Origin of the sequence: Natronosalvus caseinilyticus, assembly GCF_017357105.1 — an archaeon.
GTDB classification, from domain to species: Archaea; Halobacteriota; Halobacteria; order Halobacteriales; family Natrialbaceae; genus Natronosalvus; species Natronosalvus caseinilyticus.
In genome coordinates this window covers 2,735,040-2,755,802 of record NZ_CP071596.1, presented here as the reverse complement: position 1 = coordinate 2,755,802, position 20,763 = coordinate 2,735,040, and the positions used below count along the sequence as shown (strand labels likewise).

Here is a 20,763-nt window from a genome sequence, read left to right as displayed (position 1 = left end):
AGCAGTCAGAGATCGACCTTTCGCTGGTCTCCATCGGACAGCTTGGCACTTACGAGCGCCGCGTGGCTTCGCCGCAATCGTTCCGACAGCGCCTGGTGAGAGATGCCGAGTTCGTCCGCGAGCTCTTTCAGGGTCACCTTCCGGGGCACGTCGAAGTAGCCCAGTTCGTGAGCCGTGACGATCGTCTCGTACTGGGTCTCCGTGAGCGGCGTCTCCTCGCTGAGGTCGCCGTCGAGTTCCGTCATACGACGCACTGAGACGGAGAACTCCTGATCCAGCAGTTCGTCGTGCGCGGCCGACAGCGACTGTCGATCGTGAAAGAGCAGTTCGATCGTCCAGTGGTGGTCCGCCCCCGTCGTCTCGAGGATGGCTCCACCGTGATCGGCGATCACTTCCTGGAACTGCGTGATCGGCGAATCGAACTCGAGGCGAAAGAGCCAGCGTTCGCGGCTGGCGTCGGTCAGACTGGCGAGCACTGAGAGCGTCGGATCTGCCTCGAGCGCCTCCTGAATCTCGTTACGACTCGCCCCCGACACCCACACGAGTGGCGGGCCCTCTCCGACCACCCCTGCAAACTGGAGCTCGAGCGACGGGATGCGCTCGAACGCGGTCGCTGCAGCGAAGTGGCCGGCGGGGACCTCGAGTTCGGCGACTGTCGTCATCATCGACATTCACCACAACCGCATATAGACGGCTTCTGATAGCGGTAGGTGTTCCCGCTATCATCGTTCGAGGACTATCTCGTTCGGAGATAGGTTACTCCGTTTTACCGCCTCCGCGTCGGGCATTCACGGCGTAAGATAAAACAACAGACATACATCGTTAACTGATACCGTGCCCAACCCCAGCGCATTACGATGTCGATTTCGTCTCGTCTACGTGGAGAGGTAATAGGACGATACACGGTGATGGGGCTCGGTCTCCTGTACGTCCTGGTCGGCGCCGCGTACTTCGTCACGGTGGTGTCCGAGGGAACGTCGCTCGGGTCCGCGTTCGTGGTTTTCTCGTTTATCGCCGGGTCGGGCCTCGTCGTCTTCGTCGGCGGGTACCGTCTCCCGGTGTCGTCCGTCGACCGTCGATTCTACTCGTCCGTCGCGGGCTGGTCGCTTCTCGGAATCGGCGGCATGCTCGGTATTCTGGGGGTCTATCACGCGCAACCGGATATGGGACTCGAAGACCCTCGACGGTCGCTCGCCGTTCTCACCGCGCTGAGTTGCGTCGCCGGGTTCGGCGTCGGAACCTACGCCGCCCGGGCCAAAACGAACGCCCTCGAACTCGAGCGACGGAATCGAGCCCTCGAGCGAGTCCAGGACCAACTTGAGGAGACGAACGAACAACTCGAGCGATCGAACGAGCGACTCGAGCAGTTCGCGTACGTCGCCTCCCACGACCTTCAGGAACCGCTTCGAATGGTCACCAGTTACCTCCAGTTGATCGAACGTCGCTACGCCGACGAACTCGACGAGGACGGCGAGGAGTTCATCGGGTACGCCGTCGACGGCGCGGAGCGAATGCGAGCGATGATCGACGGCCTCCTCGAGTACTCGCGCGTCGAGACGCAACGGGAACCGTTCGAACCGGTCGACCTCGACGACGTCTTCGCTTACGTTCGCAAAAACCTCGAGCTCAAGCTCCGAGAGCACGACGCCGATCTCGAGGTGGACGACCTCCCTCGCGTCGAGGGCGATCCGAGCCAGCTTCGTCAGCTCTTCCAGAACCTCATCTCGAACGCGCTCGAGTACAGCGGCGACGAACCGCCGGTCATCGACGTGACGGCCGAACGGAACGGCGACCGCTGGCTCGTCTCGGTTCGCGACGAGGGGGTCGGAATCGATCCGGACGAGACGGAACGCATCTTCGAAATTTTTCAGCGGCTTCACAGCGAAGACGAGGTCTCGGGAACCGGCATCGGCCTCGCGGTCTGTAAGCGAATCGCGGAGCGCCACGACGGTGACATTCAGGTCGATTCCGAGCCTGGGGAGGGCTCGACGTTTTCGGTCGCTCTCCCGGCGGCAAACGGCGAGATGTGAATTCCAGACGACGGAGCACCCGCTCGAGCCGGTAGCTCCGCTGCAAGTGAACGACGTAACGCCGTACGTGGCAGCCCGTTTCACGTCCAAAGGCTTCGGAATCTGCAATCAAGAGCGTCGTGAGTACGAAAGAGGTTCATCGACCCATGCATTTTTTGGCAAAACGAAGGATATCAGTCCGCGTCCGTTTCGTCGGTGGACGGTGTATCCGATTCTGAGGTCCCCTCGTTAGTGGATTCATCGGATCTCGCCGATGACCCGGGGTGTGTCGCCGCCAGAACGTTCTGGACGTAGCGCATTCCGGTGGCAATTCCCATCACGCTGTCCATCAACGATTGCTGAGTCGCCTCACCGGGATAGATCCGGTGCTCTAGCTGGAGCACCTCGGCGTTCCGAAGCTCACAGGCGCGGTCCTCCTCGTCGAGGAACGTGTAGAACCCGGGCGTCGCAGCAAGCACCGGCCCGATCTGGGTCAGTAGCTCCGTGCGCGACTCCTCCTCGCGGATGAGTCGCTTTGCCCGTTCGGTGTCGAACGCGCTACGCCCGACGACCCGAATCGGACCCCGCTTCTCCTCCTGGATGAGGTGTATCGGCAGGCGCGAGAGGGTCACCTGCAGGTTGAACTCCGTTTCCTCCTGAGAGTGAGGCGTAACGTCCTGAATGGCGTTCTCGTCGAGCCACCACCTGACCTGCTCGACGCTCACGTGGGTCGTCATGACTCGACTCCGGCTTCGAGCCAAAAAAGGCCTGACCTGGCAGGAGCCGACTTTTCGACTCCGAGAACGTACGGACTTACCGATACTCGGGCTTCCTGGAAGACCGCATTCGATGACGGTTGTAGTCGCGGGGCCCCTCTCCCTGGGCAAGGCCGTCGCCGACGTCCCACGGACCCTCCCGATAGGTGCGACGTCGACAGCGGTCTCGAGAGGGTCGCGATTTGTCCACGGCGCGAATAGTAGTTTCTCATCGGAACCTACGGCTCGTCCATCGCTGAGTACGAGGTATTCGGCGAGGTCGCTGTCGGACTCGGGAACGGTGAAGTCGGCGTCCTTCTACGATTAAATGGTCCGCGGAGAGTCGTCACAGCATGACTGCCAGAGCGAAAGTAGCAGGAAAGTCGGATCAGGCTAATTCTCCTGTGCTCCAGATGAGGGGATGTACAACTCGGAGGTCGGTAATAGTAGGCACCGTACAAATAGTAATATGCCCGGGGAGGGCTCCGAACCCTCGATCTCCGCATGTCCCAGGTTCGAGGCTCGGCAGAGTCCTCGAGGGACACGGAGGCTTCCAAGGCGAAACCGCACCGAATCTCTGAACCCTATGAGTGCGGCGCTATGTCCAGCTAAGCCACCCGGGCTTGCTGCAGTAGCGGGTTGTGCGCTGTGTTTCTTTAACCTTCCCATTCGCCGACGGCGTGTAATCCCTACCCACGGATTTATCACCAGCCCATACGAACCACGGTGCATGACCGTTCCCGGTATCGTCCAGTCGACGCTCGAGGGCGAGGAAATCGCCGCTCGAGTGCCACTCGGTGGTGACGACGAACTGTTCATCACACCCTCCAGGACCATCATCTATCGCGCCGAAGGACTGCTGAGCGACGAATCCGTCGACGCGTTCCCGCACGACGCCGACCGCCTCACGCTCTCGGAAGGTCGCCGAAAGACCCGATTTACGCTCGAGTACGCCCTCGACGGCGAACGCGAGTTCACGATTCCCGCCAATCGAACCGACGACGTCCTCCACCCCGTGCTCGCCGGCGTCCTCACCGGCAACGACATCACCGACTCGGGCGAATCCGTCCTCAAGACGTTCCGCTTCAGCGAACTCACCCTCATCATCACGAGCGACCGACTCGTCAAGCACATCGGCGAGGCCGTCTGGGACAGCGACTTCGAGCAGTACCACTATGCCGACGTGACGAACCTCTCGTTCGAGGACGGCAGCGTCGCCACGCAGGTCGTTCTCGGGGTGGACGGTCGCCAGCAGCGGATCAAAGCGCCGAACGACCAGGCCGACGAGGTCGCCGAACGCCTCAAGCGCGCGCTCTGTTCGTTCCACGACGTCGAGACGCTCGAGGAACTCAACGCGCTCCTCGCGGCAGACGAGGACGACGCGGACGAACCGACGACCGAGTCGGCGTCGGGCGTCGACTTCGGCATCGGCGTCGACCCGCTGGATGCGAACCCGCCGGAACCAGACGACCTCGGTGAGGAGGCGGCCGCGAGCCAGGAACCGACCGAGACCGACCTCTCCAGCGACCCACTCGGCTCCTCGAGTGCTTTCGATTTGGGGTCAAGCGCAGACGAGGGTACCGGGCAGGCAGCCCAGCATCAGACCGCCGACGGCGACCTGCACGACGAGTCGAGCGCGACCGATCGATCCTCGGTCGGTGTGGTCCGGGACACGTCGACGGCGGACTCGTCCTCGGCCGACCCGGAACTGCTCGAGCGAATCGAATCGCTCGAGTCGGCCGTCGAGGCCCAGACCGAGTTGCTCGAGGCCCAACAGGCGACTATCGAGCAGTTGATCGAGGAGCTTCGGCAGGGTCGATAACTGCTGCTGGCAAAGATATCGGAACTATAGCAACTACCGAAACTATAGTAGCTACCGACTGTATGGCAACTACCGAACGGAAAGTTATGGCGTTACGGCGGCGTTTCTGACGTAATCATCGCCCTCACTCCCGCCCCGTGACTTTCCTGATACACGACGAGCCAAACGGCCCGAGTTCGCCGGCCTCGAGTTTGATGAAGTGACCCGTCGAGAGGCCGGCGCCACAGCGGCGACAGGAGAACTCGCCCTCCTTGGTGATGACCTGTTCTTCGAACCGGACGTACTGGCGACTCTTCACGCGAACGATGCCGTCCTCTCGGTCGATGATGCCCCGCAGTTCCGCCTCGTCGAGAATCGTTCGCGTCACTGCGGGATCCGTAGTGATCGTCTCGATTCGGTCGACGACCGCCGGGAGCGGGAGCGACTCGTGCTCGAGTCGCTCGAGGAGAGCGAGTCCGAGGTCGACGCGGTCGTCTTCGGCCATCGTGCTCGCTCTCGAGTGTTCCGTGGATAGTGATAAACGTTGTGTCGACGCTCGGCCCTCTCGCCCGGGTTGGCGCTCTCGTTACCGAAGAACACGGAGATTAGAAGGAATGGAACCGCTGCTATCACCTCGGGAGAACGTCACGAGACAGAAAGGTTTCAACCCCGGCGTTCGAACCACCGGCCAATCGATGGCGTCGCCGATCACCACTCGAGCCCTCCTCGGGACGGTACTCGTGGGTTTCGTCCTCCTCGCGAGCCTGCTCGTCTCGCCGTCGGCCACGGTCGGCGTGCTCGAATCCGTCGCTGACGATCCGTACCGGTTCGGACTCGCCGTCGCCGTTCTGTACACTGTCCGGCCCCTCTTCGCGTGGCCGACGACGCCGCTCGCCGTCCTGGTCGGTTACGGCTACGGTGCAGTTCTCGGTCTCCCCGTCGCCCTGCTCGGCGTCTCGCTGACCGTAATTCCGACCTTCCTCGTGGTTCGCTGGCTCGTCGGGGGGAGCAACTGGTCGACCGGCGAGGGACGCCCGCTCGCCGGCATCCTCGGGCGGAGTTGCGACGTTATCGACCGGTACTACGACGCCGTCGGCCCCGTTCGCGGCGTCGTCACGTCGCGACTCGCCCCGATTCCATCGGACGTCGCGACGGCCGCCGCCGCCGTCAGCGAGGTCCGGCTTCGACACCTGGTCGTCGGAACGGCCCTCGGCGAGCTGCCGTGGACGATCGCAGCCGTTCTCGTCGGTGCCTCGGCGGCCAGGCTCACGAACGACGTCCTGGCCGACGGGGTCGGTCAGCATGGGCTCGTCCTTACCGGGTCGGCGGCGGTCGTCGCCGTCGCACTGTTCGCACCGTCGATCTACAGCCATCTCCGGACTGGGTCGACGGCGAGGACGTCGCTCGAGTGAGCCAAGACGCGTCTCCGTTCACGTCACCTGAGTCTCTCGGTACTCGTGTTAATCCCCTCGACGAATCCCTGCACTATTTGCGCTACTCGCCTTCGGCGAGCCCCTCTCCCATCGAGTCACCGAGTTCCTGTAAGTCCGCCTCGAGGCGTCGATATTGCTCGGTTCCCTCGAGGTCGTCGATCGAGAGGGACCCGTCGAGTGCTTCCTTCTTGTTCGAGAGGGCCGCCACCTCGCGACGACCGTGCTGACCGTACCGCGACTTGGCGCGGAGGGTTTCGATCAGGCGCGTCAACGTCGTTCGCGAGACTGGCTTCGTCACGTAGTCGTCGACGTCGAGATCGATGATGTCGAGTCCGGGATCGACGGCGGTAACCATGATGACCCAGCAGTCGTGGCCTCGACGGCGGAGTTCGTCGAGGACCTCGTCGCCGGTGAGATCGGGCATTTGTCGGTCGAGCAGCACGACGTCGACCTCGTCGCTCACCTGCTCGAGTGCGCCGCGGCCCGTGTAGGCGGTGCGAACGGCGTAGCTGTCGCGCATCCAGCTCGCGTAGAGGTCGACCAGGTCGCGCTCGTCGTCGACGACGAGAATCGTCGGTTCGGTGGCCATGCGACGGGAATCGTCAGAACGTGGGGCACTCGAGGGGGTAGTCGTTTCGGTGAACTCAGTCGGTGAGTCGTCCGCCGACGTGGGAGTATCGTAGTCGCTGGGCCGTCCGCCGACGTGGGACTATCGAAACGGATCGGAACAGTCGTAGACGACGCCATGTTGCGGACAGACGTACTTGCAGTGACGTTTGTACAGGTGGGCCCCGCAACTGGGACACGCAGGTCCAGCGTCGGTCATTGGCTGAGTTTCGGCATCGGGCGTGCTAAGTGTTCCGTCGGTTGCTCCGTTGAAGGCTGTTTCTCGCGTCTTTGCGTGGACGGTGCGTAGTGTAGGGGGTGTCTTCAGCACATCTCGTGTTCTCGAAGGCGAATCCTTTTGACCGCGAACGCCTGGATACAGGTATCGATGTACCTGGTTACGTTTCGCCTAGATCCGGGGGAGTACGATGCGGAGTTCCACGAGTTGAACGACTCGATCCAGGCCGTTGCCGAAGAGACGGACGGGTATCGGGGCAAACGAACGTGGAACGACCCAGCAAGTGGTGAGGTGCTCGTCGTCTACTACTGGGAGACACTCGACGCGCTCGAGGCGTTTGGCGCGGATGCAGACCACAATCGAGCGAAACAACGGTGGAACGAGTGGTACGACGCGTACGAAGTCACCATTACGGAAGTCATCGAAACGTATGAAAGCGGGTTCGGTGACTCCGCTGACCCGCCCGAGTAGTGTATCGACTGTACCAATGCTCGAGAAGTGCCGCCCGCGAAGTCGAACCTACCGTCGGAAATCTGGAAAGCTGAAAAGCTGAATCAGCGTCGACCCTACTCGATCAACACTCGCTCCAACCGCAGGACTCGCAGGTCTTACAGCCCTCCGAGAAGTACAGCGAGAGCGAGCCACAGGAGGGACACTCCGGCGACTCGCCGGCGTCGATGAGGTCCTGCGTGGCGTCTCGTTCGTCCGCAGTCGCCGCACCACCATCGGTCTCGTGGTCAGTATCGACGACCTCTCCGTCGGTCTCGAGGCTGGCGTCTGCGTCAGCGTCAGTCTCGGCGTCGGCCGACTCCTCGAGCGTTTGCTGTTTCGGGTACGGCTTGTCGATCTCGTCGTCGAGATACCGGCGCATCGCGGTGCCGATGGCGTCCGGAATCGACTGGATCTGTTCGCCCTTGTCCCAGGCCACCTTCGGACTCCGGGTCCCACAGAGTTCGTCGATGACCTCCTCGGGATCGACGCCCGAGCGCAGCGAGGTGGAGATGACCTTCGCGAGCGCTTCCGTGAAGGAGTTCGTGAAACCGCCGGAGTGGCCGATGTTCGCGAAGAGTTCGAACGGCTGGCCGGTCTCGGGGTCCTCGTTGATCGTCACGTACACCTTGCCGTACCCGGTGTCGATCCGCTGGCTCACGCCCTGGAGCGAATCGGGGCGTTCGCGCTTCTCGGCGAAATCGACCGTGACGGGTTCGTCCCGGGTGCCGATGGTCGCGCCGTCGGCCTCGAGTACCTCCCGGACGTCCTCGTGCTCGAGGAACTGCTCGAGACCGCCGAAGATGTCGTCGATTTGCTCGAGCAACGCTTCGGCCGCTTCCTGCTCGTCGGCGAACTCCGTATTGTCGGCTCGCGTCGTCAGGACCTGCTTCGTCCGGGTGCCGTCGCGGTAGTAGGTGACGCCCTTGCCGCCGTGCTCGTAGACCCACTCGAAGACGTCCTTGGCGTCCTCGAGCGTGGAATCGTTAGGTGCGTTGACCGTCTTCGAAATCGCGGAGTCGACACCCTCCTGGCAGGCGCACTGGACCGCGGCGTGATCTTTCGCCGAGAGGTCTGCGGTGATGACGAACAGTTCGCCGATGGCGTCCGGGACGGTCTCGAGGCCGTCGACGCCGTCGAACTGGTTCGTGGCCATCTGCTCCTGGGCCTCGCGTTTCGCGGCCTCGACGTCGACGTCGTTGGCCTCGAGCGTGCGCAGGAAGTAGTCGTCGAACTCGACGAGCATCTCGTCGCCCTGGACGTCGTCGGTGACGTTCTTGTAGTAGGCGACGTTGTAGATGGGTTCACAGCCGCCCGTCGTGTTGCCGACCATCGAGGTCGTTCCGGTTGGTGCGATGGTCGTCACGTTGTGGTTCCGGATCGGGTAGCCGTCCGCCCAGTCGTCGGCGGACTCGCCCGTCTGGTGTTCGAACCACTCGCGGTACTCGGTCGGGTTCGCGTACTTCGAATCGTCCCAGTCGGCGAAGGAGCCGCGTTCGGTCGCGAGTTCGTGGCTCGTCGCCTTCGCACCGTGGTTGATGTGCGTCATCAACTGGCGGGCGACCTCGTTGCCCTCGTCGCTGCCGTACTTGATGCCGAGCTGGATATAGAGCTGGGCGAGGCCCATGATACCCAGCCCGATTTTGCGCATCCGGCGAACGGTCTCCTCGATTTCCTCGACCGGGAAGTCGGACATAGTGACGACGTTCTCGAGGAAGCGCGTCCCGTACTCGATGCGCTCGTCGAATTCCTCCCAGTCGATGGCGTCCTCGAGGAACGCGGCGACGGCGTCCTCGTGGGAGTCGTACTCGTCGGCGTGTTCGGCCGACCAGACGCGCCAGTCTGGGGCGTCGAAGTCGGCCAGCGTCGAGAGGTTGATGTGGCCGAGGTTGCAGGCCTCGAACTCCTCGAGCGGTTGCTCCCCACATGGATTCGTCGCCAAAATGGTGTGTTCGGGGTGTTTCTCCACGTCGAAGGAGTGTTCCTTGTTGACTCGCTCGAGATAGATGACTCCCGGTTCGCCGTTCTCGTGGGCGCCCTCGACGATGCGCTCCCAGACGAGTTCGGCGGGTACCGAGAGCGGTTCACCGACCTCGACGTACTCGCCGAGGTCGTAGCGGCCGTACATCTCCTTGGTTTCCTCGGTGGCGATGTGGGGCTCCTCGGTCCGCGGGTTGGTGAACGTGTACTCCTCGCCGTTCTGGACGGCTTCCATGAAGGCGTCGGTGACGCCCACGGAGATGTTGAAGTTCGAGAGGTGGCCCTCGACGGCGTTGCGCAGGTGTTTCGGCACCTTCCCGTCGTCGTCGATCAGTTCGCGGGCCTCCTCGAGCGCCTCGGCGAACGTCGTGTACGTATAGTCGTCGGGGTCGTTGAGCCGCAGGGTGTGCGCCAGCGAGACATCCTTGTTCTTCGCGTGGATGAACTCGATGACGTCCGGGTGCGAGACGCGCATGATCCCCATCTGGGCACCCCGCCGCGTCCCGCCTTGGGCGATGGTCTCACAGAGCTGGTCGTACGTCCGCATGAAGGTGATCGGCCCGGAGGCGATGCCGCCCGTGGAGCCGACGCTGTCCCCGAACGGGCGAAGCTGCCAGAAACCGTAGCCGACGCCGCCGCCGGACTGGAAGACTTCTGCGGCCTTCTTGGCCGTCTCGTGGATGTCCGCGAGGTCGTCGTCGGGGCTCATGACGAAACACGCCGAGAGCTGCTGGAGTTCGTCGCCGGCGTTCATCAGTGTCGGCGAGTTCGGCATGAACGAGAGGCTCTCCATCCCCTCGATGAACGTCTCGGCGACGTCCTCGACGTGCTCGCGCACGGGTTTCGGCAGTTCCGGAACGATCGTGTCGTAGGCGAACTTGTTGACGTTCCGCTCGGTCAGCGTCGTCTCGCTGTTGTCGTCGACCGTCGTTCCCTCCCCAAAGACCTCCGCCGCGAGTTCGTCCCGGCGCGGGTGCCCCGGCTTGAGCTGATTGGGCGTAACCGTAATCTCGAGGCCCTGGTTGTTCGCCTCGTACACTGCCTCGGCCAGCGCGATGTTCTTCCCGACGCGCTCGAACAGCTCCTCCTGGGTCTCGGTGAGTTCGCCGTTGGCGTCCTTCCGGAGGTAGCGGGCGGGAAGGATGTTCTGGTAGGCGTTTGTCGTCATCCGATCCTCGAGGGTCTCTCCCTCGGTGCGCTTGATCGGGAGCGTGAGGTCGTCCGCGGTGAGTTCGGACCCGCTCATGCGCGCGCCACCTCGAGCACGCAGGAGTCTCCTGACGCGAGTTTCCCCGAAAATTGAGTGTTCCGTTCCATGAGTAGTGACGACGGTTTGGTGTTCTCCCAACCCTATAAATCTACCTGAGTTGTAAGAACGCAATTTCAGTTGTGTTTATACCAGTCGGTGCTCGCAACTGAAACCGGCGACTGAGACTGCCGCCGTGGCGTCTGTGAGACGCTACGAACCCAACGGCCTTAACGATTTCCAGAGTGGACCGAAAGTGATCGAACCCCCGTTCAGAACGGCGACGTATGGTGATTTTTAGTTTTTCGATTGAAGGATGTGGCGGTCTCGCGAACACACGACACGGTGGGGTGCTCGACCGATTCGTGGTTTCGACGCGTTACGTCGTTTCTCGTCTAGAGTGACTCGAGCATCTCGAGCGACTCGACTGGCTGTCGCCGACGAAACGTTCACTTCCGAATTACTGTCAAGATGGTCGGAAGTATTAGGTATCTCTAGCGCGCGTAGGTAGATATGCTAGATCCGATTACAGGTTCACCGGTGCTCGTGGTGCTCGCGGCGCTCGTCGTCCTCTTCGTCGTCGTCGCCGCGGTCAGATTCGCGATCAAGATGGCGATCAGAGTCGGTCTGGTCGCCGCCGTCGTCCTCGCCGGACTGTACACCGTCGGCTATCTCGACGTCCTTCCGTTCTGAGAACCGATTCCGTCGAGGAAGTTCTCGATGACGTCGTGGCCGACGGCGGTGAGCACACTCTCGGGGTGGAACTGCACGCACTCGAGCGGCACGTCCGGGTCGACGTGGCGGATGCCCATCACGAGCGACTCGCCGTCGTGGTCGGTCGTCGCCGTCACCTCGAGACAGTCGGGCACGTCCACCGCGACGAGCGAGTGGTATCGGCCGGCCTGGAATCCCTGTTCGAGCCCCGAGAAGACGCCCCGCCCGTCGTGGGAGACGGGTGAGGCCTTCCCGTGAATCGGTTCGGGAGCGCGCTCGACCGTCCCGTCGAGGGCGTAGACGGCGGCCTCGAGGCCGAGGCAGACGCCGAGGACCGGAACCGTCGATCGCAGTTCCCTGATGACGTCCATCGAGACGCCCACGTCCCGGTCGTTCTTCGGATGGCCAGGGCCGGGGCTGACGATAATCGCGTCGGCCTCGACCGCGCGGACGTCCTCGAGCGAAGCGGTGTTCTTCACGACCGTCGTTTCGGCGTGCTCGCTGACGTACTCGACCAGATTGTACGTGAACGAGTCGTAGTTGTCGACGACGAGGACGTGCGGACGGGACGGTTCGGCTTCGGTGTCGGTGTCGGCGTCGACGGGTGCGCCGACGTCGCGGTCGTTGCGGTCCTCGCGCGAGGAACTCATCGGCGTGCCTCCGCAACGGCGTTTTCGTCGGGGTCGTCCTGTTCGTCGTGCTCGCCCCGCTTCCAATGATCTCGACCGCCGTCACTACCGCTGCTCTCTGAAAGCCCTCCCGCGCTCGAGTCCACGTCGATCCGCTCGAGGGCACTCACTACGCCGCCCATCTTCTTCTCGGTCTCGTCGTACTCGGCGGCCGGATCGCTGTCGGCGACGAGTCCCGCACCCGCTCGAACCGTGATCAACTGGTCGTCGTCCCGTTCCTCGACCGTCGCCGTCCGGATGACGATCGCAATGTCGGCGTCGCCCGTCCACGAGAAGTAGCCGACGCCGCCGCCGTAGAGTCCGCGCGGTTCGTCCTCGAGGTCGTCGATGACCTCCATGGCCCGAACTTTGGGCGCACCCGAGAGCGTCCCGGCGGGGAACGCCGCACGGGTCGCGTCGAACGCGTCGAGGTCCTCTCGGAGCGTGCCGGTGACCGTCGACTCGATGTGCTGGACGTGGCTGTACTTGAGGACGTTCATGAACTCGTCGACGCGGACCGATCCCGCCTCGGCGACCCGTCGAACGTCGTTTCGTGCCAGGTCGACCAGCATCGTGTGCTCGGCGCGCTCCTTCCCGTCGGCGAGCATCTCGCCGGCCAGTCGACGGTCCTCGACGGGGCTGGAGCCGCGATCACAGGTTCCCGCGATGGGATTCGACATAATCTCTCGCCCGCGAACGGAGATGAGCGTTTCCGGGCTCGCGCCGACGACGGTGAGGTCGTCGTGCTCGAGCAGGTACATGTACGGCGAGGGGTTCACGGCCCGCATCGACTCGTAGAATCCCAGCGGATCGACGTCGCCGCGGAGTTCCCGCCGACGGGAGATCACGCCCTGGTAGATGTCCCCATCGAGCACGTGCTCTTTGGCGCGCCTGACGTGTCCCTCGTAGTCCTCTCGCGAGCCGGCGGTCTCACCCTGACAACGGAAGCCCCCGGTCTCGATTGCCGTCGCCGACTCCAGCGTCTCCTGGACGCGCGTCGCTTCGGCGCGAAGCTCGTCGTACACTGCGTCCGGGTCGTCGTCGGCCTCGAGGACCGGCGTGAACACGAGCGAAACGGACCCGTCCCGTTCGTCGAAGGCCAGCGTCTTCGTCGTCAGGACGAACTGGGCGTCCGGAAATCGCGACTCGGGTCGCTCGCGACCGACCTCCTCGAGCCAGAGGTCGTAGACGGCGTCGTAGGCGAGAAAGCCGACGAGTCCGCCGTCGAAGTGCTGGCGGTCCCGGTCTGGCACGTTCTCGAGGCGGACGTCGGGGAGTGCGCTCCGGAGCGCGTCGAGGGTGTCTCCGGCCTCAGTCCCAGCCTCGGTCTCGGTCTCGGTCTCGGCCCCGGATCTGGACCTGGCCCCGGAACCGGTCCCCCTGCTATCGATTCCGGTCGCCTCGAGCGGCGCATTAGCCGAGAGCGCTTCGACCTCGACTCCCTCTGGCCCGACCGTCACGACGGCGTCGGGATCGTAGCCCACGTACGAGAAGCGAGCGTGGCGCTCCGCCGTGCTCGCGTTGGGCTGGAAGGCCCCGTCCGGGTCGCTCGAGGGCGTCTTCTCGGCGCTCTCGAGCAGGAACGCGTAGGGTGTTCGCTCGCCGTCGTTCTCGTGGGCTTTGGCGCCCTCACTGCCTTCGATCCGGTCCGTCGCCGTTCTCCCGGTAAGCGCAGCGTAGGCGGCGAGTGGCGTCGTCTCGACCTCGAGCGTCGCCTCGACGCGCACGACGGCTGGCCGTTCCGTGCGGTCGGCGGCGTTCGCGTAGGCACGAAAGCTCTCGCGGTCGGTCTCGAGCGTCGCCGTTTCGGCGGATTGCGTCGTGGTCGTCGTTGAATCCGTCATCGCTCCCTCGTAACGTGGATGGGGTCTCTCACGGCTCGACCACTCGCTGGCGAGGTTCGTTCGGCGCCAGCGCCGTCCGTCGACCTCGATCGACGAACGCCTGGACGGCGTCGTGATCTTTGACGCCAGGGCGCGCTTCGATCCCGCTCGAGACGTCGACGGCGTACGGCGAAACGGTTCGAATAGCTTCCTCGACGTTGTCAGGAACCAGGCCGCCAGCAAGAATCACGGGCGACTCGAGGTCCGCGGTCGCCGCTCGGGTTCGTTCCCAGTCGTGCGTTTCGCCGGTTCCGCCCGCACCCTGGTCGTCCACGGAGTCGACGACCAGCGCGTCCGCGAGGTCGTCGTACCGCGAGGCGGCGGTCACCCGTTCTGCATCGACCGCCAGGAACACCTGTGCGTCGATTTTGGCCCGGAGGTACGCGAGGTCGCCAGGGCGCATCCCGCCGTGGATCTGGATCGCGTCCGGGTCGACCCGCTCGACGAGTTCGATCGCTCGCTCGGGGCCAGTCGGCATGGTTACCAGAACTGTCGTCACGAACGGCGGCGCGGCGCTGAGGAGGTCGGCCGCCCGCTCGGGAGCGACTTCGCGCGGCGTGTCGATCGGGACGTCCGAGACGATACCGACGGCGTCAGCGCCGGCATCGATGGCGGCCTCGAGGTCAGTCTCTCGAGTGAGGCCGCAGATCTTGACGCGCGTCACGTCACCGGACCTCCGGGGCGACCCCGCACAGTCGCTCGAGCGTCGCGCTCGCGTCTCCGCTCCGGATCGCCTCGAGCGCGCGGTCCGCGCCGGCCTCGAGGGTGGGCGCTTCGCCGGCGACGTAGATGGCAGCTCCGGCGTTCGCCAGGATGACGTCGCGTTTGGCCCCGTCGACGTCTCCCTCGACGATACCGCGCAGGTCGGCGGCGTTTGCCGCGGGCGTTCCCCCCGAGATGTCGTCGATGGCGTGACGTTCGAGGCCGAGGTCGACCGGCTCGAGGGTGTACTCCTCGACCGTTTCGCCCTCGACTTCGGCGACTCGCGTCTCGCCGTGGATGGCGATCTCGTCGGTGCCGGCGCCGTGGACGACGAGCGCCCGGTCGACGTCCATTCGCGCGAGTGCCCGGGCGAGGATCGGAACCAGATCGGGGTCGTACACCCCGACGACCTGCGCGTCTGCGCCGGCGGGGTTCGTGAGCGGGCCGAGGACGTTGAAGATCGTCCGAATGCCGAGTTCTTGACGCGGCCCGATCACGGCCTTCATCGCGGGATGGAAGACCGGCGCGAGCATGAAGCCGATGCCCTCCTCCTCGATGGTCCGCTCGACGGCTGGCGGTTCGGCGTCGATAGTGACGCCGACTTCCTCGAGCACGTCGGCGCTGCCGGACGAGGAGGATACCGAGTAGTTGCCGTGTTTGGCGACTGGGACGCCCGCACCCGCGGCGACGATGGCGCTCGTCGTCGAGACGTTGATCGTGTCGTAGTCGTCGCCGCCGGTGCCGCAGGTGTCGACGAGCGGCTCGCGGTCGGGGTCGATTGTTCGCGCGGCGTTTCGCATGCCCTCCGCGAAGCCCGCGATTTCGGCTTCCGTTTCGCCTTTCGCGCGCAGGGCCGTCAGTAGCGCGCCGATCTGGGCGTCCGTTGCACCCTCGAAGACCGCATTAGAAGCGGCTCTAGCGTCGGCTTGCGTCAGGTCGTGACCGTCAGTTACGTGTTCGACGTACGTTTTCATAGGGGACACCAATGTACGGGTCTGTCTGGTAATGACCAAACAAGTACATAGACTTAAGCGTGTCGGAGCCTCGTCCGTGGTGAGGCCTCGCGTACGGCCACCGATTCGAAACCTTCAATTAGGGTGGCGGGCAACGATTGAGTGCAGTTCGAAGACGCAAACCGGACGGGTTGGTGGTCTAGTCTGGTTATGACACCTCCTTGACATGGAGGAGGCCGGCAGTTCAAATCTGCCCCAACCCATTTTTCCGACGCAAACCGAGGAGCGAAGCGACGAGTTCGCGTCAGAAAAATTGTCACGGGTAGATTTGAACCCTGGAAGTCACAGCTCGCACAGCGAACGGAGTGAGCGAGCAAGAACGTCTTCCTTCGGTTCAAATCTGCCTCAACCTCACGCTGTGAGAGTAACCAGATGCCGTCACACTCTTTAGAACCACTCGCCGTCCGTTGAACCACTCGAGTGGGGCGCTAGTGGACCACGCGAGTGAGTTTCTCGAGCACGAACCCTGAAGTATATAGGTCCGAAGAGTCACTACCTATCTAACCGAAAGACGCGCTGTCCCTCACACGGATGCGGGTGAACGGCAAGACGACGAACACGTGTGCTGCCGCGATCGACGCCTCTCACTGACGCCTGACTCGCTCTCTTCCCATTCCCTGTGGCTGGACCGCTCTGATCGGCACATCTATGGAAATCGAAATTGCAACCATCGGCGGTTACGAGGAAGTTGGACGGCAGATGACTGCCGTACGCGCAGGAAACGATATCGTCATCTTCGACATGGGACTGAACCTCTCGAAGGTCCTCATTCACGACAACATCCAGACGGAGAACATGCACAGCCTCGATCTGATCGACATGGGCGCCATCCCCGACGATCGGGTCATGAGCGACCTCGACGGTGACGTCCGGGCGATCGTTCCTACTCACGGCCACCTCGACCACATCGGCGCCATTTCCAAACTGGCACATCGATACGATGCACCGGTCGTCGCGACGCCATTTACGCTCGCGTTAGTCGAACAGGAACTCGAGGACGAGGACAAATTCAGTTCGGACAGCGAACTCGTCGAGATGGACCCCGGCGAGTCGATGACCATCGGCGACCACGGGTGTGAACTCGAGTTCGTCAACGTCACCCACTCGATCATCGACGCGATCAACCCGGTCTTACACACGCCCGAGGGCGCGATCGTCTACGGCCTGGACAAGCGTATGGACCACACGCCCGTCATCGGCGACCCCATCGACATGAAGCGCTTCCGTGAGATCGGTCGCGAGGGCGAAGGCGTCCTCTGTTACATCGAGGACTGCACCAACGCCAACAAGAAGGGGCGCACCCCCTCCGAGAACGTCGCCCGCGAACACCTTCGCGACGTCCTCCACAGCATGGAAGACTACGACGGCGGCATCGTCGCCACCACCTTCTCGAGCCACATCGCCCGTGTCAAGAGCCTCGTCGAGTTCGCCGACGACATCGGCCGACAGCCCGTCCTGCTCGGGCGCTCGATGGAGAAGTACTCCGGCACCGCCGAGCGACTCGGCTTCGTCGACTTCCCGGACAATCTGGGCATGTTCGGCTATCGCAGATCGATCGATCAGTCGTTCGAACGGATCATGAACGATGGCAAGGAAGACTTCCTGCCCGTCGTGACGGGCCACCAGGGCGAACCCCGCGCGATGCTCACGCGTATGGCTCGCGGCGAGACTTCCTACGAACTGAACGACGGCGACAAGGTCGTCTTTTCCGCCCGCGTCATCCCCGAACCGACCAACGAGGGGCAACGCTACCAGGCCGAGAAATTGCTCGGCATGCAGGGTGCCCGCGTGTATTCAGATATTCACGTGTCGGGTCACCTCTGTCAGGAGGGCCACTACACGATGCTCGACGCGCTCCAGCCCCAGCACATCATCCCCGCTCACCAGGATCTCAAGGGCTTCTCCGGGTACATCGACCTCGCCTCGAACCAGGGATACGCACTCGGGCGTGACCTTCACGCGACGTCGAACGGGAATATCATCCAGCTCGTTTGAATTAGAACGCGACCCAGTCACTCGAGTAACTCTCTCGACGGATTTGCAGGCGATGAGTGTGAGTCGACGCCAGCGTCCGCGAGGTGAAGGGACACCTTCGACAGTGACCTTACTCGTCGTTCTGTGCTTTCTTCGCTTTGATGTCCTCGAGTTGGCCCAGGAGTTCGTCGGTCGAACCACCGGTTTCGACAGTGACCGTTCCCTCGTGTTCGTGCTCGTGGACGGTCACAGCAGCGTCTTCGTCGTCCTCTGTATCCGTATTTTGATGCTGTTGCTCGGACTCATCGTAGCTTCCAAAACCCATAGTAACGAAGTGAGGGGCCAGCGGTATAGTTCCAGCGGTTCAACGCTCCCGTTATGAAGAGGTATCGACTATGAACGAAAATTACTTACGCATCACTAGAAAACTAGAACTCAGCTTCAGTGCGGCCAGGTTATCCTCACCGTTCGTAGCGAACCCATCTCGAATCTGATCGATCGGGCCGCATGGTTACTCGAGACCGCTCCGGGGAATCTCCGCTGGGCGGTACACGAAATACCCGACGGATACCACAATCACGACTTAAGAACGTGACCTTCCCTCGCCGATTACAGGTCGAACAGGGAGTGACCAACCCACACGTGAAAAGATACTATGCCAACACCCGACTCCGACGAACGACTCCGAGCAATCGACTTCGAAGGACTCCCGAACAATCTCACCGAGGATTCAGTAATCCTCGTTGCAAAACCCGCTCCACTGGAGGAATACGCCGTATCGCTACGGATTCTGGATCGCTACACGTCTCCTGACGACCGTCGAATTGTCGTCACGACAGCGGTTTCTGCTGAGCGAACAATCCAGCAGCAGACGGCCCTCGCCTCACCAGAATCCGGTCGATTCGGGGTCATCGATGCGACTCCACAACATCAGCCTTCCGCTCCGTTTCAACAGTATCCAGTCGTCTCGTTGCCCCACTCGGTCGAATTGACCCGCCTCGTACTCGCGCTGTGGGAGCTAGAAGCCTCGATGGCGAGTGGGAGTCAGCAGACCCACTTTGGTATTCGATCGCTCACGCCGTTACTCGTAGACGAGGGCCTTGGACGTACCGTCAGTGTGCTCGAACACCTCATCGAGGACCGGTCTGACTCGGGGCTCGTCGTGCTCGGTCTCGAGTACACCAGACACGACGAGGACACGCTCGCTGCACTGCGAGCCATCGTCGATGGAATCGTCTGGGTGGAAGAGCGAACGGACGGGTCGATTTCGGCGGCGTACCGTCGGGTACACGCGCAACCCGATGGCGTTTGATCGTGCGTTCTGCAAACTGCTGTGCGTCTATTGAGAGCTCAGCTCACGGCGCCCTTGCAAGACGTATGCTCGAGACAACGGGGATTCGAACCGGTTCTCGTCTCACCACTCCACGAGCGCACGTCGCCCGTGGAACCGGACGAGAATAACGAGAAACGTCGTGACGCCGGTCAGCGCAAACGCACCGCCGACGTAGAAGACCGACGCCATACTCACCTCGACCATCAGCCAGCCACCGAGCAAGGGGGCGATCACGCTTCCCGGACGCCAGACGAGCTCGCGGATACCGAAACTCGAGGCGACACCGCCTTCCTCGGTGCCTTCGTCGGCGAACAACGCCATACTCGCCGGCTCACGAAAGCTATCGGCGATGCCGAGGAGTCCGGACAGGAAGACGAGCGGGAAGAACGCTGGCGACACCTCGCCAACGAGGACGAGTTGATCGCCGATCGAGTCGTATGGCAGCCAGGCAGGGAGCGTGCTTCCGGCGAGTACTGTGGGAATGGACACGACGAGTTCAGCGGGAAACCCGAGCCCTGTTCCCAGCCACGGTGAGAGCGGAACGACCAGCGCGATGAGTCCGTAGGCTGCTCCACCTGCAAAGACGAACAGGGCTCGTCCGTATCCGTCCGAGAGCCGTCCGGTAAACGGTTGGCAGCACATATTGGTGAACTTCTCGGCGACGACCGTCAACGCGACAGCGAAGCCACCGTAGGCGAGTCCGCCTTCAGCAGCGGAGAGACCGGCGAAGATCGGGATCCACGTCCGAACGAGGGTTACGGAGAACGCGTACTGAAAGCGAAACGTCGAGAGCGTCAGAATGCGCCGATTGAGTGCCAGACCCGAAAACGGGAATCCTTCGATCCGCGTCTCGTCCGGGTCCAGGTACCAGAACGTTCCGACCCAGGCGACGACCATGATGCAGACGATGACGAGGAAGATCGGACCGAACCCGAACGCGTCGTAGAGCGTCCCCGCGCTGATGCTGCCGAGTATCGACGCACCGAAGCTCGCCGCGTTTGCTTTTCCGATGTAGTTCGCTCGCGTTCCCACGTCGGCAATCTGGCCGACGAGCGACAGCGTCATCAGACCAGTGCCCGTGACGGCTATCCCCTGCAACGCACGGATCGCGATGAAGGAAGCGCTCGAGTCGACGACCGGAAACAGCGCGTAGACGCCAACGCCGACGCCGAGGACGACGAGCAGGACGAGCCGCTTATCGAAGCGGTCACCTGCCCAGGCGAGCGGGACGACGGCGACGGTCTGTGCGAGGGTGAACCCAGTCGTATACAGTCCGATGATGAGACCGGCGCTAATCGTTATCCCGAGAAGGGTCGTACTCGACGGATCGAGCGCGTTGATGTAGTATGGCAGCAGTGTGATCAGCGTAATGAAGCCGAATCCTTCCGCGAAACGTGTGAGATAGAGCACCCAAAACTGGGCTCGTTTGTCGTCCACGCCCTGATTTTTGCCGATCCGAGTAAAGATATTTCGATTATCTCAGGCGGAGCTGAATCCACCGCTACGAGAGGGCGGTTCGCGAGTACACACCGATGCCAACGCGTGGGAAGCGGGTGGGGGCTATATTCCGCTGGTCGACGTGGTATCGACCGATGCCCGAAGAAGAACTCTTCAAAACGGAAGAATCACGAACTCGAGGAGAGATCGCCGAGGCCCTCACTGCTGTCGCCGAACAGATCGAAACCGGCTCCGTCCACTTAGAGAGTGCGACGAAGGACGAGCGTGTGACGATTCCCGATACACCGAGGTTCGAGGTCGAACTCGAGCGACTCACCGATTCCGAAACTGGCGAGCAGCGATACGAACTCGAGTACGAGATTCGGTGGACCGAGTAACGTCGGTTGCACCGACTTCGGGAGCTCGAGTAGCGCACACTTGCACGATAGTAGGCGGTTGCCAGAGTGACGGTTTTGGAGAGC

Annotated in this window: 20 protein-coding genes and 2 tRNA genes; 9 read left to right on the top strand and 13 right to left on the bottom strand. The window is 62.8% G+C overall.

The window, feature by feature from the left end; genetic code table 11:
* Positions 1-5: 5 nt before the first annotated feature.
* Entirely contained in the window at positions 6-662 is a 657-nt protein-coding gene (locus J1N60_RS13115) for a helix-turn-helix domain-containing protein (RefSeq protein ID WP_312912585.1), read from the bottom strand.
* Positions 663-908: 246 nt separating this feature from the next.
* Here J1N60_RS13115 and J1N60_RS13110 point away from each other — a divergent pair, with 246 nt between their 5' ends.
* Positions 909-2,030 (top strand): sensor histidine kinase, encoded by a 1,122-nt coding sequence (locus J1N60_RS13110; RefSeq protein WP_312908080.1) that lies wholly within the window; start codon positions 909-911, stop codon positions 2,028-2,030.
* A 173-nt stretch (positions 2,031-2,203) separates the two neighbouring features.
* On the opposite strand, the gene J1N60_RS13105 is transcribed toward J1N60_RS13110, so the two are convergent.
* Positions 2,204-2,746, bottom strand: a complete 543-nt coding sequence (locus tag J1N60_RS13105) for a type III secretion system chaperone family protein (RefSeq protein WP_312908078.1) — start codon at positions 2,744-2,746, stop codon at positions 2,204-2,206.
* A gap of 488 nt (positions 2,747-3,234) precedes the next feature.
* Positions 3,235-3,387 (bottom strand) — tRNA-Met (locus J1N60_RS13100).
* Positions 3,388-3,494: 107 nt separating this feature from the next.
* Here J1N60_RS13100 and J1N60_RS13095 point away from each other — a divergent pair.
* The gene (locus tag J1N60_RS13095) at positions 3,495-4,586 is read left to right on the top strand and encodes a DUF7115 domain-containing protein (protein WP_312908076.1); all 1,092 of its coding nucleotides are present in this window, start codon (positions 3,495-3,497) and stop codon (positions 4,584-4,586) included.
* Between the two features lie 124 nt (positions 4,587-4,710).
* Here J1N60_RS13095 and J1N60_RS13090 read toward each other — a convergent pair whose 3' ends face one another.
* Positions 4,711-5,070, bottom strand: a complete 360-nt coding sequence (locus tag J1N60_RS13090) for a DUF5830 family protein (RefSeq protein WP_312908075.1) — start codon at positions 5,068-5,070, stop codon at positions 4,711-4,713.
* 109 nt (positions 5,071-5,179) lie between these two features.
* On the opposite strand from J1N60_RS13090, the gene J1N60_RS13085 reads away from it, so the two are divergent.
* Complete coding sequence (locus tag J1N60_RS13085; protein WP_312908073.1) at positions 5,180-5,977, top strand: TVP38/TMEM64 family protein; 798 nt, start codon at positions 5,180-5,182, stop codon at positions 5,975-5,977.
* Between the two features lie 82 nt (positions 5,978-6,059).
* Here J1N60_RS13085 and J1N60_RS13080 read toward each other — a convergent pair whose 3' ends face one another.
* Both J1N60_RS13080 and J1N60_RS13075 read right to left on the bottom strand, forming a co-directional pair.
* A complete protein-coding gene (locus J1N60_RS13080) occupies positions 6,060-6,587 on the bottom strand; it encodes a response regulator transcription factor (protein ID WP_312908072.1) in 528 nt (175 codons plus the stop codon).
* Between the two features lie 120 nt (positions 6,588-6,707).
* Positions 6,708-6,824 carry an HVO_2523 family zinc finger protein gene (locus tag J1N60_RS13075; RefSeq protein WP_305882003.1) on the bottom strand — a complete coding sequence of 39 codons (117 nt, stop codon included), beginning with the start codon at positions 6,822-6,824 and terminating at the stop codon, positions 6,708-6,710.
* A 168-nt stretch (positions 6,825-6,992) separates the two neighbouring features.
* On the opposite strand from J1N60_RS13075, the gene J1N60_RS13070 reads away from it, so the two are divergent.
* A complete protein-coding gene (locus J1N60_RS13070; protein WP_312908070.1) occupies positions 6,993-7,313 on the top strand; it encodes an antibiotic biosynthesis monooxygenase family protein in 321 nt (106 codons plus the stop codon).
* A gap of 103 nt (positions 7,314-7,416) precedes the next feature.
* Here the strand turns inward: J1N60_RS13070 and J1N60_RS13065 are convergent, their stop codons facing one another.
* Positions 7,417-10,557: an adenosylcobalamin-dependent ribonucleoside-diphosphate reductase gene (locus J1N60_RS13065; RefSeq protein WP_312908068.1), complete on the bottom strand. Its 3,141-nt coding sequence runs from the start codon at positions 10,555-10,557 to the stop codon at positions 7,417-7,419.
* Between the two features lie 513 nt (positions 10,558-11,070).
* On the opposite strand from J1N60_RS13065, the gene J1N60_RS13060 reads away from it, so the two are divergent.
* On the top strand, positions 11,071-11,250 hold the full coding sequence (locus J1N60_RS13060) for a DUF8029 family protein (protein WP_312908067.1): 180 nt from the start codon (positions 11,071-11,073) through the stop codon (positions 11,248-11,250).
* On the opposite strand, the gene trpG is transcribed toward J1N60_RS13060, so the two are convergent.
* The 4 genes from trpG to trpD are packed head-to-tail and all read right to left on the bottom strand — an operon-like array spanning position 11,226 to position 15,498.
* On the bottom strand, positions 11,226-11,921 hold the full coding sequence (gene trpG / locus J1N60_RS13055; protein WP_312908065.1) for an anthranilate synthase component II: 696 nt from the start codon (positions 11,919-11,921) through the stop codon (positions 11,226-11,228). The genes J1N60_RS13060 and trpG overlap by 25 nt on opposite strands.
* Positions 11,918-13,783: an anthranilate synthase component I gene (trpE, locus tag J1N60_RS13050; RefSeq protein WP_312908064.1), complete on the bottom strand. Its 1,866-nt coding sequence runs from the start codon at positions 13,781-13,783 to the stop codon at positions 11,918-11,920. The genes trpG and trpE overlap by 4 nt, the downstream gene beginning before the upstream one ends.
* 28 nt (positions 13,784-13,811) lie before the next feature.
* Positions 13,812-14,486: a phosphoribosylanthranilate isomerase gene (locus J1N60_RS13045; protein WP_312908062.1), complete on the bottom strand. Its 675-nt coding sequence runs from the start codon at positions 14,484-14,486 to the stop codon at positions 13,812-13,814.
* 1 nt (position 14,487) lies between these two features.
* Entirely contained in the window at positions 14,488-15,498 is a 1,011-nt protein-coding gene (trpD, locus tag J1N60_RS13040; RefSeq protein ID WP_312908061.1) for an anthranilate phosphoribosyltransferase, read from the bottom strand.
* Positions 15,499-15,665: 167 nt separating this feature from the next.
* Between trpD and J1N60_RS13035 the strand changes: the two genes are divergently transcribed.
* Together J1N60_RS13035 and J1N60_RS13030 are read left to right on the top strand one after the other, a co-directional pair.
* Positions 15,666-15,740, top strand: a tRNA-Val gene (locus tag J1N60_RS13035).
* A 445-nt stretch (positions 15,741-16,185) separates the two neighbouring features.
* Positions 16,186-17,532, top strand: coding sequence for an RNase J family beta-CASP ribonuclease (locus J1N60_RS13030; protein ID WP_312908059.1), 1,347 nt, complete (start codon positions 16,186-16,188; stop codon positions 17,530-17,532).
* A gap of 109 nt (positions 17,533-17,641) precedes the next feature.
* Here J1N60_RS13030 and J1N60_RS13025 read toward each other — a convergent pair whose 3' ends face one another.
* Positions 17,642-17,836 (bottom strand): DUF5786 family protein, encoded by a 195-nt coding sequence (locus tag J1N60_RS13025; protein WP_312908057.1) that lies wholly within the window; start codon positions 17,834-17,836, stop codon positions 17,642-17,644.
* Positions 17,837-18,166: 330 nt separating this feature from the next.
* Here J1N60_RS13025 and J1N60_RS13020 point away from each other — a divergent pair, with 330 nt between their 5' ends.
* A complete protein-coding gene (locus J1N60_RS13020; RefSeq protein ID WP_312908055.1) occupies positions 18,167-18,823 on the top strand; it encodes a DUF7504 family protein in 657 nt (218 codons plus the stop codon).
* Between the two features lie 102 nt (positions 18,824-18,925).
* Here J1N60_RS13020 and J1N60_RS13015 read toward each other — a convergent pair whose 3' ends face one another.
* On the bottom strand, positions 18,926-20,281 hold the full coding sequence (locus J1N60_RS13015) for an MFS transporter (protein ID WP_312908053.1): 1,356 nt from the start codon (positions 20,279-20,281) through the stop codon (positions 18,926-18,928).
* Positions 20,282-20,436: 155 nt separating this feature from the next.
* Here J1N60_RS13015 and J1N60_RS13010 point away from each other — a divergent pair, with 155 nt between their 5' ends.
* Positions 20,437-20,679: an amphi-Trp domain-containing protein gene (locus J1N60_RS13010; protein WP_312908051.1), complete on the top strand. Its 243-nt coding sequence runs from the start codon at positions 20,437-20,439 to the stop codon at positions 20,677-20,679.
* The last annotated feature ends 84 nt before the right edge of the window (positions 20,680-20,763 follow it).